The sequence below is a fragment of the Zunongwangia atlantica 22II14-10F7 genome (assembly GCF_002094855.1).
GTDB classification, from domain to species: domain Bacteria; phylum Bacteroidota; class Bacteroidia; order Flavobacteriales; family Flavobacteriaceae; genus Zunongwangia; species Zunongwangia atlantica.
Map to the genome: position 1 here is coordinate 36,320 of NZ_ARYN01000011.1, position 16,059 is coordinate 52,378.

At 36.3% G+C, this 16,059-nt stretch carries 11 protein-coding genes; 7 read left to right on the forward strand and 4 right to left on the reverse strand.

Going from position 1 to position 16,059, the window contains the following annotated elements; all coding sequences use genetic code 11:
* Nucleotides 1-3: 3 nt before the first annotated feature.
* The 7 genes from IIF7_RS12670 to IIF7_RS12700 all read left to right on the forward strand — a co-directional run bounded on the left by IIF7_RS12670 (nucleotide 4) and on the right by IIF7_RS12700 (nucleotide 10,909).
* Complete coding sequence (locus IIF7_RS12670; RefSeq protein WP_084842071.1) at nucleotides 4-1,548, forward strand: RNA-binding domain-containing protein; 1,545 nt, start codon at nucleotides 4-6, stop codon at nucleotides 1,546-1,548.
* Entirely contained in the window at nucleotides 1,545-4,751 is a 3,207-nt protein-coding gene (locus IIF7_RS12675; protein ID WP_084842072.1) for a type I restriction endonuclease subunit R, read from the forward strand. Before IIF7_RS12670 ends, IIF7_RS12675 begins: the two co-directional genes overlap by 4 nt.
* Entirely contained in the window at nucleotides 4,748-7,378 is a 2,631-nt protein-coding gene (locus IIF7_RS20990; protein WP_084842073.1) for an AAA family ATPase, read from the forward strand. The genes IIF7_RS12675 and IIF7_RS20990 overlap by 4 nt, the downstream gene beginning before the upstream one ends.
* Nucleotides 7,379-8,653 (forward strand): McrC family protein, encoded by a 1,275-nt coding sequence (locus IIF7_RS12685; protein WP_084842074.1) that lies wholly within the window; start codon nucleotides 7,379-7,381, stop codon nucleotides 8,651-8,653. It abuts the gene before it with no gap.
* A gap of 138 nt (nucleotides 8,654-8,791) precedes the next feature.
* Nucleotides 8,792-9,208 carry a LexA family protein gene (locus tag IIF7_RS12690; protein ID WP_084842075.1) on the forward strand — a complete coding sequence of 139 codons (417 nt, stop codon included), beginning with the start codon at nucleotides 8,792-8,794 and terminating at the stop codon, nucleotides 9,206-9,208.
* Complete coding sequence (locus IIF7_RS12695) at nucleotides 9,208-10,464, forward strand: Y-family DNA polymerase (protein WP_084842076.1); 1,257 nt, start codon at nucleotides 9,208-9,210, stop codon at nucleotides 10,462-10,464. Before IIF7_RS12690 ends, IIF7_RS12695 begins: the two co-directional genes overlap by 1 nt.
* Nucleotides 10,465-10,561: 97 nt before the next feature.
* The gene (locus IIF7_RS12700; RefSeq protein WP_139801324.1) at nucleotides 10,562-10,909 is read left to right on the forward strand and encodes a hypothetical protein; all 348 of its coding nucleotides are present in this window, start codon (nucleotides 10,562-10,564) and stop codon (nucleotides 10,907-10,909) included.
* 56 nt (nucleotides 10,910-10,965) lie between these two features.
* On the opposite strand, the gene IIF7_RS12705 is transcribed toward IIF7_RS12700, so the two are convergent.
* The 4 genes from IIF7_RS12705 to IIF7_RS12720 form a co-directional block, all read right to left on the reverse strand.
* On the reverse strand, nucleotides 10,966-12,492 hold the full coding sequence (locus IIF7_RS12705) for a hypothetical protein (RefSeq protein WP_084842078.1): 1,527 nt from the start codon (nucleotides 12,490-12,492) through the stop codon (nucleotides 10,966-10,968).
* A 228-nt stretch (nucleotides 12,493-12,720) separates the two neighbouring features.
* Nucleotides 12,721-14,160: a type IV secretory system conjugative DNA transfer family protein gene (locus IIF7_RS12710; protein WP_084842079.1), complete on the reverse strand. Its 1,440-nt coding sequence runs from the start codon at nucleotides 14,158-14,160 to the stop codon at nucleotides 12,721-12,723.
* Nucleotides 14,157-15,191, reverse strand: a complete 1,035-nt coding sequence (gene mobB / locus IIF7_RS12715) for a MobB family relaxase (protein WP_084842080.1) — start codon at nucleotides 15,189-15,191, stop codon at nucleotides 14,157-14,159. Before mobB ends, IIF7_RS12710 begins: the two co-directional genes overlap by 4 nt.
* A complete protein-coding gene (locus IIF7_RS12720; protein ID WP_008615809.1) occupies nucleotides 15,154-15,741 on the reverse strand; it encodes a BfmA/BtgA family mobilization protein in 588 nt (195 codons plus the stop codon). Before IIF7_RS12720 ends, mobB begins: the two co-directional genes overlap by 38 nt.
* Between the last annotated feature and the right edge of the window lie 318 nt (nucleotides 15,742-16,059).

Here is a 16,059-nt window from a genome sequence, read left to right on the forward strand (position 1 = left end):
GTTATGCCAGAAACCAACCGGATAGAATACAAAGCACAACTCACCAAAGATTTAGATTTGGAAAAAGAAGTGGTAGCCTTTTTAAACTACCACGAGGGCGGTTTGGTCTACATCGGTGTCGATAAAAACGGCAATACCCTTGGTGTAGCAGACCCGGATGCCGATATGCTTAAAATAAAAGACCGCATTAAAAACAACATCGCTCCTTCGGCTATGGGCTTGTTTGATGTGGTGGCAGAAGAAAAGGATGGTCAGCCCATCATTAAAATCATTGTGGCCAGTGGTAGCGAAAAACCCTATTTCAAAAAGAAATACGGAATGACCGAAAAAGGCTGTTACCTCCGCATTGGCACAGCGGCAGAGCCTATGCCTCGAAAAATGATTGAGGAATTGTTCGCTTCTCGTACCCGTAATTCTATCGGTAAAATAAAGGCAAACCGACAAGACCTTAGTTTTGCGCAACTGCGTATTTATTACGAAGAAAAACGCAAACCACTCAACCAACAGTTTAAAAAGAATTTAGAGCTGCTTACTCCACAGGGCGATATTAATTACGCAGGCTATTTGTTGGCAGACGAAAACAACGTTTCGATAAAAGTAGCCAAATACAAAGGCACTACCCGTGCAGATTTAGCCGAAAGCAATGAATACGGTTATGGTTCACTCATTAAAGCTACCAAAAGCGTACTCGATAAAATAGAACTGGAAAACCGTACCCTTACCCAAATTACCAGTAAGGAGCGTTTAGAAAAAAGGCTTTGGAATAGAATTGCCTTACGTGAAGCTATTATCAACGCTTTTGTGCATAATGACTATACCCGAGAAATAGCACCCAAGTTTGAAATATTCCAGGACCGTATAGAAATTACTTCGGCTGGTGCTTTACCCGAAGGCTTGAGCGAACCTGAATTTTTTGAAGGTTACTCTGTTCCTCGCAACAAGGAGTTAATGCGCGTCTTTAAAGATGTAGACCTGGTAGAACAATTGGGTTCAGGCATTCCAAGAATACTGAAAACTTATGGTAAAGAATGCTTTCAGTTCTCTGCTAATTTCCTGCGTATGGTCTTTCCATCGGCAGAACCCGTCAACACCACCGACCAAGTTACCGACCAAGCAAGCGACCAAGTCGATTGGCAAAGTTTAGTTGATACGTATTTAGCAATAAAAAATGGAGTAGAACCAAATCAAGTAAATTTCTTAGAATGGTTGCAAACCAATATTCAAATCATATTACACGAACTTCAGGAAAGCTTCAGGATAACTTCAGGAAAGCTTCAGGAAAGCTTCGGGAAAGGATTTGAAATACCGAAAATACTAGGTTCAGAAAACACATCAGGTAAACCTTCATATAAGAAGCTGCCAAACAGCTTTATTATTTTGATGCTGTTGGCAATGGATGCCACTATTACGGCAGAAGAGATTTCAGTATTAATAGGTATTTCAGAACGCGCAGTGTTTTCAAACTTAGACAAACTCAAAAATGCCAATTTGATAGAACGTGTAGGTGGTAGAAAAGAAGGCTATTGGCAAATTATAGAACAAGAATGAAAAAATTTACAGAAGCCAAATTAGAGGAAGCATTTATAGAGTTATTGGGTAATGAGGGCTATCCGCATTTTATAGGAAATACCGTAAGCCGTATGCCCGAAGAGGTGTTGATTGAAGAAGACATAATCGAGTTTCTATTAACACAATACAAAAAAGAAGGACTAACCATTACCGAAGCTAAATCTATTTTATTACAGCTTAAAACCTTACCTGCTTCTGATTTATACGAAACCAATAAAAAAATAATCCAATGGCTGTCTGATGGTTTTATTTTAAAACGAGAAGACCGTAACCAAAAGGATATTTGGGTGTCATTAATTGACTATACAGGCTTAGACCGTCAAATTCAAGGAAAAAACTTAGACACTCTATTTGTAGGCGAATCCCAGGAAAAGTATGGAGACAATAACATCTACAAATTTGTCAACCAACTTGAAATTGTAGGTACAGAAAAACGCATTCCTGATGGTATTATTTACGTCAATGGAATACCAGTAGTAGTGTTTGAGTTTAAAACGGCTATTCAAGAGAATTGCACCATCCATAACGCTTATGTACAGTTAACAACACGTTACAAAAGAGATATACCGGAGCTTTTTAAATATAATGCCTTTTGTGTAATAAGTGATGGGGTAAATAACAAAGCAGGCTCATTTTTTGCTCCCTATGAGTTTTATTATGCGTGGCGCAGAATATCAGGTTTATCTAAAGATGTTGATGGTATTGATAGTATGTATACTCTTGTTCAGGGAATGCTCCATCAAAACAGATTAAGGGATATTATTCAAAACTTCATTTACATACCTGATACGTCTAAAAAGGATGAAAAAATAGTATGTCGTTATCCACAATACTATGCCGCTAGAGCCTTATACAACAATATTAAAATAGCCCAAAAACCAGAAGGAAACGGAAAAGGAGGAACATATTTTGGAGCAACTGGTAGTGGTAAGAGTTATACCATGCTTTATCTCACCAGGCTCTTAATGAAGAGTGCTTATTTTGAAAATCCAACAATCGTACTAATTACAGATCGTACCGATTTAGACGATCAGCTTTCAGGACAGTTTACCAATGCCAAAAAATATATAGGTGATAATACAATTAAAAGCGTAGAAAGCAGATCTGAATTAAGGGAGTTATTACAAGGTCGTGCAAGTGGAGGTGTTTTTTTAACTACCATTCATAAGTTTACGGAAGATATTGAACTATTGACAGAGCGTACCAATGTGATTTGTATTTCTGATGAAGCACATAGAAGCCAAACCAACTTAGATCAAAAAGTTAGAGTTACAGATAAGGGCGTGAAGAAATCCTTTGGTTTTGCCAAGTATTTACACGACTCTCTGCCCAATGCTACCTATGTTGGCTTCACAGGAACACCAGTTGATGCGACTTTAGATGTATTCGGTAAGGTAGTAGATGCCTATACGATGACCGAATCGGTTAAAGACGAAATTACAGTCCGCATAGTCTATGAAGGTAGAGCAGCAAAAATAGCCCTTCAAAATAGCGAATTAGAAAAGATAGAGAAGTATTACCAAGAAGCAGCAGAAGCTGGAGCAAATGAATATCAGGTAGAAGAAAGTAAAAAGCAATCTGCAAATATGAACGCCATTCTTGGCGACCCGGACAGGTTAAAAGAATTGGCAGCCGATTTCGTAAAGCACTACGAAAATCGAGTTAAAGAAGGAGCTACGATTAAAGGAAAGGCCATGTTTGTTAGTAGTTCTCGTAATATTGCTTATGAATTTTATCAGAATGTACTAGCATTAAGACCTGAATGGAATGAAGTAAAAGTTGCCGAAGAAGGTGCAGTGCTTACAGATAAAGATAAGAGGGAAATCAAACCTATGGAGCGTATCAAAATGATTATGACACGTGGTAAAGACGACCCTAAAGATTTATATGATTTATTAGGTACTAAAGAATATCGTAAAGAATTAGACCGGCAATTCAAAAACGAAAAGTCAAATTTCAAAATAGCCATTGTCGTTGATATGTGGCTAACCGGTTTTGACGTTCCTTTCTTAGATACTATATACATAGACAAGCCAATTCAGCAACATAACTTAATACAAACTATATCTCGTGTAAACCGTAAGTTTAAAGGTAAGAATAAGGGTTTGGTGGTAGATTATATTGGTATTAAGAAGCAAATGAATTTAGCCCTAAAAAAATATTCAGAGGGTGATAAAGACAATTTTGAGGATATACAACAGTCATTAATTGTAGTAAGAAACCATTTAGACCTATTAGCGAAGCTTCTTCACAAGTTTGATAGCACAAAATACTTTACCGGTTCTGCGTTAGAGCAATTGAATACACTTAATATGGCAGCTGAATTTGTACAGTTGACAAAAGAGATGGAAACCCGCTTTATGGGCTTAGTGAAAAGACTAAAAGCGGCCTATGATATATGTGCAGGTAGTGAAGAATTGACACAACAGGAAAGAGATTACACCCATTTCTACTTAGCGGTTCGTTCTATTGTTTTTAAACTCACTAAAGGAGATGCGCCAGACACTGCTCAAATGAATGCCAAAGTAAGAGAGATGATTAAAAATGCCTTACAAAGTGATGGTGTAGATGAAATCTTTAAAATGGGGGAAGAGACCGAAAAAGAGCAAGACATTTTTGATGAGGATTATTTAGCCAAAATTGATAAAATTAAATTGCCCAATACAAAGATTAAATTATTACAGCAGCTATTGGCAAAGGCTATTGGAGAAATGAAAAAAGTCAATAAAGTAAAAGGAGTAGACTTTTCTAAAAAAATGGAATTTCTAGTACAGAAATACAATCAAAGAGATGAAAATGATCTTTTACGAAGTGAGGTGTATGAAGAAATGGCTGACCAATTAACAAACCTTATATGGGATGTGTATAAAGAATTTAAAGCAGGTGATGATTTAGGGATTAATTTTGAAGAAAAAGCATTCTACGATATTTTAAAAGAACTATGTATAAAATACGATTTTACCTATCCTGAAGGTAAACTAATAAAGTTAGCCCAAGCAGTCAAAGATTTAGTTGATGGGCAGGCTAAGTTTCCAGATTGGAATAAAAGGGACGATATAAAATCTGCTTTAAAAGTAGGTCTAATTCTTTTATTAGATGAACACGGTTATCCGCCGGTCGAACGGGATGAGGTATATCAAGAGATTTTTGAGCAAGCCGAAAATTTTAAGAGAAATCGATGAATCAAGAAGAAATAAATAATTTGATCCAGGATCAATGGATCCAAAAGGTCATTGCCTCTAATGAGTTCTTTTTTCAAAAAGGCCAAGACACTTTAAAGCAGTGGCTGGAAATGGAGGTGGATGATGAGCTAAGAGAATCATTAATCAATTTCTCTACCGATTATACTCAATTTTTAGAAATTTCCGAATTAGAACCAAATTTTGAAAAGATCAAAAATTTGCTTTTTGAGATCATTTCCTATTGTGATGATAAAGCTCGCGATAAGCATTTATATAATCAATATGGTGATAAAAGAATTCTAGCAAAAGCCAGTGTGAGGATGAACAATTGGGTTGACGGCTTAATAAAGTTAAAATTTAAAAATGGTGAAATTAAGGCTGCTTCTATTCGTAATGCTTTTGATTACTTACTTTCACCACAAGACAATTCGACGATATTAAGTAGTAATCATCGAGAGATGATAGCTGAGAACCTTCTGGATAAGAAGTTGGATCCTCAGCTCTTTGTCAAGGAGTTAAAAGACTATTTCAAACCATTCAATCTCAATGTTAAAAATCAAGATAATTATACTTATCTCTTATCTTGTATAATCTATTCAATTAAAGATAAATGGCAAGATGAGGTTGTGGGGTTAATGGCTTCAGATAGTACGGGTTGGCAGGCAAATGAACTCAATTTAGATGCTAAATGGGAAGGTTTGATTTTATGGAACAGCAAAAAACCAACCAGGGGGCCAAAGGTTTTGAAGTTTCTAAAAAATAAAATAGAAGATACAGGTTATTTTCCTCTTTATTATAGTGTGAATAAAGAAGCTATCTATTGTGCTAATATTATTGATTTAGCTATTAATCAGAAAGAGCTCGATACCATAAATTCAAAATATAATACTTTAAAGAATTTTAATTCCGATTTTAATGGATATACTGATGGTAAAAAATCAGCAAGAATTGTATTTGTAGCAGAGGGAATGGAAAAAATTGCACCAATCCCGGTTTCAGATTTTGATTTTTATAAATGTAAAGCTCCTAGACAAGATAATCTATCTCCAATTAAAAATATTCTTGAAGTTCAAAAAAGAACAATTCATCATACCTCTGATAATATGCCTAAAGAGCTCAATCAAATACTTTTCGGTCCTCCAGGAACCGGAAAAACATATAATACTATTAACAAAGCATTAGAGCTTTGTGGGGAAGATTTGAGCGGACTAAGTCGTAATAACATCCAAAAACTCTATAAAAAGAGGGTAAAAGAGGGTAGAATTGTTTTTACAACATTTCATCAAAGTTTTAGCTATGAGGATTTTGTAGAAGGTATTAAACCAGTTTTGGATGAAGCTGATAATAATACGATTAGTTATACCATAGAAGATGGAATATTTAAAAAATTATGTGAAAAAGCTAAAGTTTTAAAATCAGAGCAATTAGATTTCAACTGGGAAAATCGTTCATTTTATAAAATGTCGTTAGGCGGCAAATCTAATCCAGAAATACATTCCTGGTGTTTAAATGAAAATAAATTAGCACTTGGTTGGGGAAGTGATAATGACTATTCAAATTTAAAAAAGATAAGTTCTTGGGAACAATTCAGAACAAAGTTCAAACAAGATTATCCGGAATTAGAAAAAGAATCAACATTTAATAAATCTGCGATATTCCGTTTTTTAAAAATGAAGGTTGGTGATGTTGTGGTTGCTACTATAGGTAATAAAATCATAGATTCTGTTGGTGTTGTCACCGGCGAATATGAATTTGATGAAAATAACGAATTTGGATTTCATCATATAAGAGACATTCAATGGATTGCTAAAGATCTGTATGTATCCCCTGAAAAATTTTTTAAAAAAAATATATCACAGCAAACCATCTATGAGTTCTATGACAAAGATATAATCCTTGATTCATTTAAAGAATTAACTACAGCTGAGGAAAATGAGCCTAAACCTTACGTTTTAATAATCGATGAAATAAACCGAGGGAATGTCTCACAAATTTTTGGTGAATTGATTACGCTAATTGAAGCAGATAAACGAATGGGTAAAGACGAAGAAATTAATGTTACACTACCATATAGTAAGGTTTCATTCGGAGTACCGAGTAATTTATTTATTCTAGGAACAATGAATACAGCAGATCGAAGTGTCGAAGCTTTAGATACTGCGCTAAGAAGAAGGTTTAGCTTTATTGAAATGCCTCCAAAACCTAAACTCATTAACACAGAAGGTAAAGCTGAAAATGGAATGGTAAACGGAATAGAACTTTCAGCAATATTAGAGAACATTAATAAGCGAATTGACAAGTTATTGGATAAAGACCATATGATTGGTCATAGCTATTTTTTATCAGTAGAGAACCTAAATGGATTGAAATCAGTTTTTCATAATAAGATAGTGCCTTTACTTCAAGAATACTTTTTCGGAGATTATGGAAAAATAGGGTTGGTGATTGGTTCAAAATTCTTTGACATTCAGAGTGATCAGGTAGATGAAGATTTCTTCGCACCTTTTGATGATTATGATAGTAGTCCATTAATCGAAAGAAAAGTTTATCATTTAAAAAATATTCAAGAAATGAGTGATCAGCTATTCGTAGATGCTATAAACGACTTACAGCGTAAAAACAAATAATTGAGGAAAGGGAAAGAATCTTTTACGGTATTCGAACATGATTGTCTTCGTATAGGTCGAGGCAAGCAAAAGCTTACGAATGAACAATTAGAAGCCCTGCAATTATTCTATGGTGAAAATGGAGTTCCCTTTTATTCTTTAATTCATCATGGTGTTCGTTTCAATGAATATGTTGGTGTAATTCAAGTTGGCAAAACGGTTATAGAAGTGCTGCCTAAAGCAGATAAGGCAAATCCCAATGATGAAAGTGTTAAAACGACTTGGAGAAACGTCTTAATTAGTATGCTGTATGCGGTGGGTATATTTGACATTCATGCTCCAAGCAATAGTAATTTAAGATTACGCTCAAACTCTATTCTTGATCTTTATTTCGATTTATTCATCAAAGAAATCGAATATCTACTACATAGAGGACTGGTGAAAAAATATCGTAAGACATCTGGAAATAGAAGCGCATTAAAAGGTAGTATTCAGTTTGGTAAGCATATCAGTCAGAACTTAGTTCATCAGGAACGATTTTATGTAAGGCATACCATTTACGATACACAGCACGATATACACGCAATACTCTACAAAGCCTTAAAATTACTAAGTTTTATTAATACCAATGTACAGTTAAGCAGTAGGCTAGGAACTTTATTACTAGATTTTCCAGAACTTTATGATATCAAAATATCGGAATACCTATTTGATAAAATTGCATTAGACCGTAAAACGGAACCCTACAGGAAAGCACTGGAAATAGCCAAGCTTATTTTACTCAACTATCATCCCGATGTAAAAAAAGGGACTAGTAATGTATTGGCCTTAATGTTTGATATGAATCTACTTTGGGAGCGATTTGTTTATGTTAGTTTGAGAAAACATAAATTAGCAAACACAAGCATCGCAAGTCAAAATACAAGAAACTTTTGGAAGCCCCAATCAGGCTATCGCAGCAAAATGAAGCCCGATATTGTTTTAAATAAAGGAACTGATAAATGTTTGGTGCTAGATACTAAATGGAAAAATTTAAACGGCTATAATCCATCCCCGGAAGATTTAAGGCAAATGTTTGTATACATGAAATACTATGGAGCAAAGAAAGTAGCTCTAGTATACCCGGGAGTAGAAAACATAAACCAATCAGGACAATATTATGATCATAGCTCGCAGGATTCAATGCATTTGAGTAATGAGGAATGTAGCGTTATCTCCATTAAAGTTGAAAAGGACGTTAAAGCATGGCAAAAAAAGATTTATGAAAATATTAGCCAGTGGTTTTATCATTTTTGAATTAGGAAATTTTAGGTGGATTTTTCAATCTGTTTTTCACTTTTGGTCAATGAAGTTTCGTAGCATATATTTAACTATGGATTATATCCAAAATTATGGAAATATACCTAATTTTGAAAACTCGTATCATTATGAGTTATGAAAATTTACAAAAATTATTCTTTAGTTGTACTTCACTTACCACTGTTTCATTGTGGTATATCAGCAGGTTTCCCATCACCTGCAGACGATCATTTAGAAGATAGAATTGACCTGAATCATGAGTTTATTAAGAACAAGGAAGCCACATTTTTTGGTAGAGCCGAAGGGGATAGTATGGAAGAAGCAGGTATAAGTAACGGGGATTTACTGGTTATCGATAAAAGTTTGAAACCAAAAAGTGGACAGATCGCCGTTTGTTTTTTAGATGGTGAGTTTACAGTAAAGAGAATACGAATTGAAAAAAATGTTATTTGGTTAATAGCGGAGAACAAGAAATATAATCCCATCAAAGTAACCGCTGATAATGAATTCGTGATATGGGGAATAGTTACAAACGTCATTAAATATTTATAATGTTTGCACTAGTAGATTGTAATAATTTTTATGCTAGTTGTGAGCGTGTATTCAACCCCTCACTTTGTAATAAACCTGTTGTGGTACTATCGAATAATGATGGTTGTGTCATCGCACGTTCCAATGAAGCCAAAGCTTTGGGAATTCCAATGGGGGCACCTGCATTTCAGTTTGAGAAAGACTTTGAAGCCAAGGGAATTCATGTTTTTTCGAGCAATTACACCTTATATGGTGATATGAGTAATCGAGTTATGAATATCCTCTCTACGTTTACACCGGAAATAGAAATTTACAGTATTGATGAGAGCTTTTTAAAATTCGAAGGATTTGAACTTTATGACCTGGAAACATTGGGAAAACAGATGATAGAGAAAGTATATCGCCATACCGGAATTCCAATTAGTGTGGGTTTAGCTAAAACTAAATCTTTAGCCAAGGTTGCCAATAAAATTGCAAAAAAATTTGCTGAAATAACAGGAGGGGTTTATGCTATTGATTCAGAACTAAAAAAGGAGAAAGCGCTACGCTGGACTAAGATCGGAGATGTTTGGGGTATTGGACGTCAGCATGAAAAACGTCTTTTAAATATTAAAATTTATAATGCCTGGCAATTTATACAATTGCCTAATGAATATGCCAGAAAGGAAATGAGTGTGGTCGGTCTTCGGTTAAAAAGAGATTTATCCGGAGAGTCTACTTTGGATTTTGAAGAAATTAAAAACAAAAAAAATATTGCCGTGACACGTTCTTTTGAAAAAATGTATGAGGATTATGAAGATCTACGGGAGCGTGTGAGTACCTATGCAGCAAAAGCCGCTTATAAATTACGGAAGCAGGATAGCAATTGCACGTTAGTGTATGTCTTTCTACTTACGAATAAGTTTAGAAAGGATTTAAGACAATATAAAGCGAATTTGGTGGTCAACTTATCATATCCATCAAACTCTACTATAGTATTAACTAAAGCTGCTTTATACGGATTAAAACGAATTTATAGGAAAGGTTATCAATACAAAAAGGCAGGAGTAATTATAATGGGGATAAGCCCGGCCTCAGAACGACAATTATCACTATTTTCTAATGAAGATCCAAGGCATCATGTTTTGATGAAAGTGATTGACCGGTTGAATCGTACTGAGAATGGCAAGGTTAAATTTGCAGCTCTGGATCTTGGAAGGACCTGGAAAATGAAACAGGAAAGACTTTCAAAAAGATATACCAGTAGAGTAGATGAGATCATAAGAGTGAAATGTTAAGTTTTATTTAGGACTACTCTATATAAAATTGAATTATTTTAACCTAATGATAAATAGGTGTTTATGTTTTTTAGTCCTTAGTTTTTATTGTCATTCGTTGATTGGCCAACATTATACTTCTCCGTTTACACATTACCTGACCATTAATGAATTTGATGTAATTGATAGGGAGATCGATATCGATACCACTAAAAAGGAAATGAGGCTTACGACTTTTGATAATAAGGGGGATATCCCAACAAAAATTGTTCAAGCCTATACGATTATGGGAGAGGTGGAAGATTTACCTGATGGAGGGAAAGGTTATTTATTGGAGCATAAAATGGGTAAATTAAAATACAGAGCCATGTATCTACCTAATGATGGAGCTCCTTATTTTCTGATGGAGCGATTTGAGGTACCTGCGGATCATTTGGAACGGATGGTAAGGTTTTTATTGGATTAGCGAATTGATGCTATAAACTTCGGAGTTATATAAGTCATGCCAATATTTAGTTTAAATTATTTGGTGTTGAAAGAATGACTATTTTGCTTTCTGTCAGGATTGTAAATTACGACCTTATACATTCCTCGTGGTAAATTAACCGTAAGTCTATCAGAAGTCGAGTAGATATTGAGAATGGGAACAGCATTTTCTTTGTAGATAGAATACTCCTCCTGATTATAGAATTTCACTAATGCCGGATTGGATTTTGGAGTGATTGTGGCTGTTATTTGAAAATCTTTTTCCGGGTACACTTTTTCCAAAGAAGGCTTTATATGATTTATAAGGTAATAGTCATTTATTTTTTTGGTTTGACCTTTAATAAGTTCGAATGGGATAAGGCTTAATTCGTGGGAGGAATCCCCCACAAATTCTACCTGGTTAATACTAAGCGGATCAATAGACGACATTTCTTTAAAAAGCGTAGCCATGCGTTTCCCGTTTTCGGTAGGGGATTCGAGAATATGATCAATACCAGCATGTACCAATACTTTTGCATTTGGATCTGCAAGAATTTCCATAAGCTGCTGCGCTTGTCCTAATTCCCTATTGATTTTCGGATCTTGATTTTCATAAGACACCAGCTTAAAACCTAATGCTGCAGCTTTTCGAACAAGATGTGCAAAATAAGCTTCTTGAATATAATAGCCCGAGTTAAGGGTAGGGTATGGACGCGTTTCATTAATTTTGGAAGCCTGTAAAGGATTGGTCAGTGCTTCTAATGCTAAATGAGTATAGCCTATTTCCTTTAGATCTTTTAATAAAGAAGTGGTGAATATCCGGTGTTTTGGATACCAGTGATTTTCGTTCACCATGACCACCCGGGTGTGCTTTGCCTCACTTAAAATCTTATCAATGACTGCATCTCCGTAAAATACTTTCGTGGTATCCAGCTTTGAAAGCATTTCAGATTGTTTATCTATCCTTTTACGCTCGTATTGCTGTATCAGGCTGTCCTGAGTTGGATTGTTCTGCATAAAAGAATTAATGGTAGCAAGATATTGAAATTGCATCCATTGTTGTTGTAGGCTATCTGAAACCGGAGCATCGATAAGTGTTTTAGTAGCGCTTAAATAATTGATATCCTTGCGTACCTGATTGAATACATCAGCATAGGAGAGGGCATTAGTAGAATCAATACGAAAGCTAACCGAATTCATGATATCTGCACCATCCTTAAGCATGCTTTTCAGTCCCTTGTTGTCGTTCATCGCTTGCATAAGCATGAAAAGCGATTGATCATCCTTTTGTAATTTATAAATTAGGCTTAATCGTGTCGAATCTACAGATAGAAGCCTTAGGGAATCATTGCCTTCTTTTTGACTGGATAAAAACAAAAAGGTTTCATATTCAGGATTGACATTGGTTTTGGTATAAGCCAGCAGGTTTTTTAGCTTGAGTTGATTGTACGGACGTAATATAGTTTTAATATAATTTTTATCGACCTTTTCTAAATCTTGAAATTTGGTATCACCGAAGTATTTAATAGTTAGGGGAATTTCGGGATTTATTAATCGTGAGCCGTTGGTATAATTATATTTCAAAAGAGGATGGTAGGAAGTACAACTTGTTATGGCCAGGTATAATAGAATTATTATAGATTTTGATAAGGTGCTCATGTAAAGAATTTGTTCAAATATATAAAACTAAATGATTAGTTGAAATAAATTAGTTATATATCCAATTTTTGATCGGGGATTACAAGACACATATGTAAAATAAATTTTAAATATCAAGAGATTTTACAGTATCAATGAAATTGGCCCTTAAAATCAAGAAAAAACCATTCGAATATCATTATAGATTTGTTGCAGGTTAAACTGAAGGTCTTTGTCTTCGACACTCAGTGCGGATTGTGGTACCTGCTTTTCAATTTTCGGATGCAGAAAACGTACCAATTTATCCTTTCCATCCGCAAAGGCCACAAATTCCCCTTGTTTCAATCGAAAAAAAGCATCAGCCCTTCGTTTAGAGATTTCTCTTTCCCCTTTGGTAATTCGGCTTTCGTAACTAAAGCCACTGCTTTTACTCACACTTTTTGTTGGAGCTTTAATGATCTCAAAAAAGCGTTCGTAGTATTTAGCCGTATCGGGGTCATTCACCTTTCCAAAAAACTGGTAGGAGAGGTTGCTTAGGATCGCTTTGCTGGCTTTATCGCCATACAACAGATCGTTCTGTACCTTGTCCTGCATCACATAGACGGTAGAAATATCATAGCTCCGCAACGTAGCCGGAATGCGATGCATATTGGGCAGTTTAAGAGTCGGCGCTTCTTCCAGAAGTAAAAAAGAGGATTCCCGATGACGGATACTCATTTGTTTGATAATTGTATGCATTATCATTGCAATGACAGGAGAGTAAGCCCCATCGTATTTTGGATGGTTGACTAGGGCGATCACCGCCGGATGTTCCGGGTGGTTGATATCCAGGGGCACTTCATCTTTAGAGAGTACATAGAACAGTTTTTGTGAGCTGATCTTTTTAAAAGCATTGGCCAGGGTGCTTTTCACTCCGGCAGTCTGTTTTTCTGATTCTATTCCATTGATAAAGGCGCTGGCCATACTGCGCGCCGTAAGATCTGACTTTAAAAAGGCGACCAGTTTTTTAGTACTGACCAATTGAAACAAGGCAATAATGTGGGGCAGGGTGCAGCAATCAGGATAAGCGGTTTTCATCTTCCAGATCATCCCGCTTAATAAGCCTTCGACGGCATCGGAGAAAAACTTATTACTGCCAGTGCTAGCCGATAGGTTTTGTTCTAGCAGGTTTTCCATCAGGACCCGGGAAACCTCATTCACACTTTCCTCATTGGGCAGGTATTTTGGGGCAATAGGATTGACCCGATAATGGATCTGATCAAAAGCGATGGTATAGAAGTTCAAGTTTTTATTTTTGAATAGGGGATAGGCCATTTCCGTGAGTTCAAAATCTTTATAATCGTGAATCACTCCACAAAAACCATATTCACTAAAATGCTGCAAGAAGTTATAGATTACGCTTTCGGTCTTTCCACTTCCTGCCGAGCCAATGATGGAGGCACCCCGGCGGATATTATCCGCTTTAAAATTTCCGTTACTCAACTGAAAACGCACCTGGTATTTTTTATCCCCTGGTGCTTTGCGCTCCGCGAAAAAGAGTCCGTATACCACCGCACCCAGGAACAAAGCCGGGGCGAAGATATAGAGGGTAATATGTTCCCATAGCCAGTTCATATCCCGATCGATCCTGATTCAATAGCTTTGCCCACCCCTTTTTTCAGTTGATTTAGGGCTTTTATCGCCAGCTGAAACTTATTTGTAGGAATGCTTAGTACCGCCGTATTCACTCCTGATTGCTGTAATAATTTAAATGCCATTGCCTTTTCATTGGCCGGGAGCTTTGTAATCGTAGAAAAATACAATTTCGGATTTTTAAGAAAGGTTTTTCGAGCGGTATAGCTTTCCACATAATTACGCTTATAACGGAATAGTTGATCAAAGGTTTTCTCTGAATTTTTGATAAAAGCATTACGATCAAACCCCCGTTTAATCATCTTGCCGTGCATTTCTACTTCTGAGGCTTTGTGCTTGCTTCCTGGGGAAAGACTGTAGCGGTTGGAGGCATCCTTTCGGCTTACAATGATATGGATATGACTTTGCGATCCCGGTTTGGCCATTCCCCGCACGATGCGTTTTCCGTCCAATTGATAGGGTGCTGCTGCTTCCAGCCGTTGGATTTTTTGTTGAAGCGTCTTAGTATTCCCAATTTGCTCTCCCCGGTTGATACTTCGGATATCATTTTTCAATTCCAAAATCTTCGTTGCATAAGGCTGATTTTCCCGAACCTGCTTATCGGTCCCTTTAAACGTGCGCTGACGTTCTACCTTGGCGTAATATTTAATATCCGTAATAGCCACTGGGCGACCATCAATTTCCCGATGAAAAGCCTTGGCATATTCCTTCATCGCTTCCCGGGTATAGCGTTTGAGGGCTTCCGGGGAATCCTGAATGGCTTTAAGTTCCCGACCGCTTGGATTTAGGGTAATGGAATAGAACTTGGGTTCTTTATTTTTAAGTTTAGCCGTATTGTCATCGATTTCCCGGATGACTTCTTCGGCAGCTATTTCATCGTGCTGCTGATCAAAAAAATGTTCCAGTTCGGGAAGCGGTTTCCCTTCATTTTCCTTTTCCAGGTAATCCACAAAATCGGCAGCACTTTGCGCATAATTACCCTGCACTTTCTGAGCGGTGATGGTGATGTACATTATTAATTTTTTTATTGAGTTCTTTTTTGAGGTGTTCCAATTCCTCTGTATTCATATTCAGCTTATAATATCCCTTCCCAAAAGTCCCTTTCACATAGGATAAATGTTCCAGTAGGTTTTTTGTGTTATTTCGGTAGGTGTTGAGCTTTTGTTGCATCTGTTCATAGCGGTTTTTGTAATGCTCCAGTTCGCTATCGCGTGAGAAAGGTTCCGGTGTCCCAAAATCAAACTGTTCCGCTTCCTTTTCTTCCTCGTCTACCTTGTTCATTTCCTGAAATAAGGTATCCAGCATTGCCTTGGTAGGCAGTGTCTGTTGCTTTTCAATATTCCGTACAATAGCAATCAGGGCATTAATCCTTTTTTTGGTCGCATCCGTTTTTACGCCAAGATTGTCATTAGGGTCAAGATTGTTCCATTTGAAGAAGTTCAACATTGCCTCCAGGGTTTCCGAATGCGACTTGGAAATGTCTTTGGAAAATGCCCGAAAACGCTCGGCAATATCTTTTTTGATATTGATCCCTGAAAAGCCGTATGTTGAAAATTTCTTCATTTTTGCTGCAAAAAAGTGACTGTTTACAATGGGTTCCAGGGGTTTTGCTGCAAAGTCCTGAAAATCAATATAATTTAAACATAATTAAACAACTGATTATTAGTGATTTACATAGAAATTGGCAGCCGAGACACCGCTATGCGTGTCACCCTCTTGCTCTTCCAATTTCCGTCCCGCAGGGACCCAAATTTCCAGACATTCCACTAAAGCGGAACGCCTTTATTATTTTATGGATTGGTCATTTAAGGAAAGTCAAATCACCCAATAATTGGGATTAAATAATGACCAAAAGTGTTATTTGTCAACCTTCTAAAGATA

What these genes read in the sequence shown, in the direction of transcription:
- IIF7_RS12670 (WP_084842071.1), top strand. Translation starts at nt 4, where the DNA reads ATGCCAGAAACCAACCGGATAGAATACAAAGCACAACTCACCAAAGAT.
- IIF7_RS12675 (WP_084842072.1), top strand. Translation starts at nt 1,545, where the DNA reads ATGAAAAAATTTACAGAAGCCAAATTAGAGGAAGCATTTATAGAGTTA.
- IIF7_RS20990 (WP_084842073.1), top strand. Translation starts at nt 4,748, where the DNA reads ATGAATCAAGAAGAAATAAATAATTTGATCCAGGATCAATGGATCCAA.
- IIF7_RS12690 (WP_084842075.1), top strand. Translation starts at nt 8,792, where the DNA reads ATGAAAATTTACAAAAATTATTCTTTAGTTGTACTTCACTTACCACTG.
- IIF7_RS12695 (WP_084842076.1), top strand. Translation starts at nt 9,208, where the DNA reads ATGTTTGCACTAGTAGATTGTAATAATTTTTATGCTAGTTGTGAGCGT.
- IIF7_RS12710 (WP_084842079.1), bottom strand. Translation starts at nt 14,160, where the DNA reads ATGAACTGGCTATGGGAACATATTACCCTCTATATCTTCGCCCCGGCT.
- mobB (WP_084842080.1), bottom strand. Translation starts at nt 15,191, where the DNA reads ATGTACATCACCATCACCGCTCAGAAAGTGCAGGGTAATTATGCGCAA.
- IIF7_RS12720 (WP_008615809.1), bottom strand. Translation starts at nt 15,741, where the DNA reads ATGAAGAAATTTTCAACATACGGCTTTTCAGGGATCAATATCAAAAAA.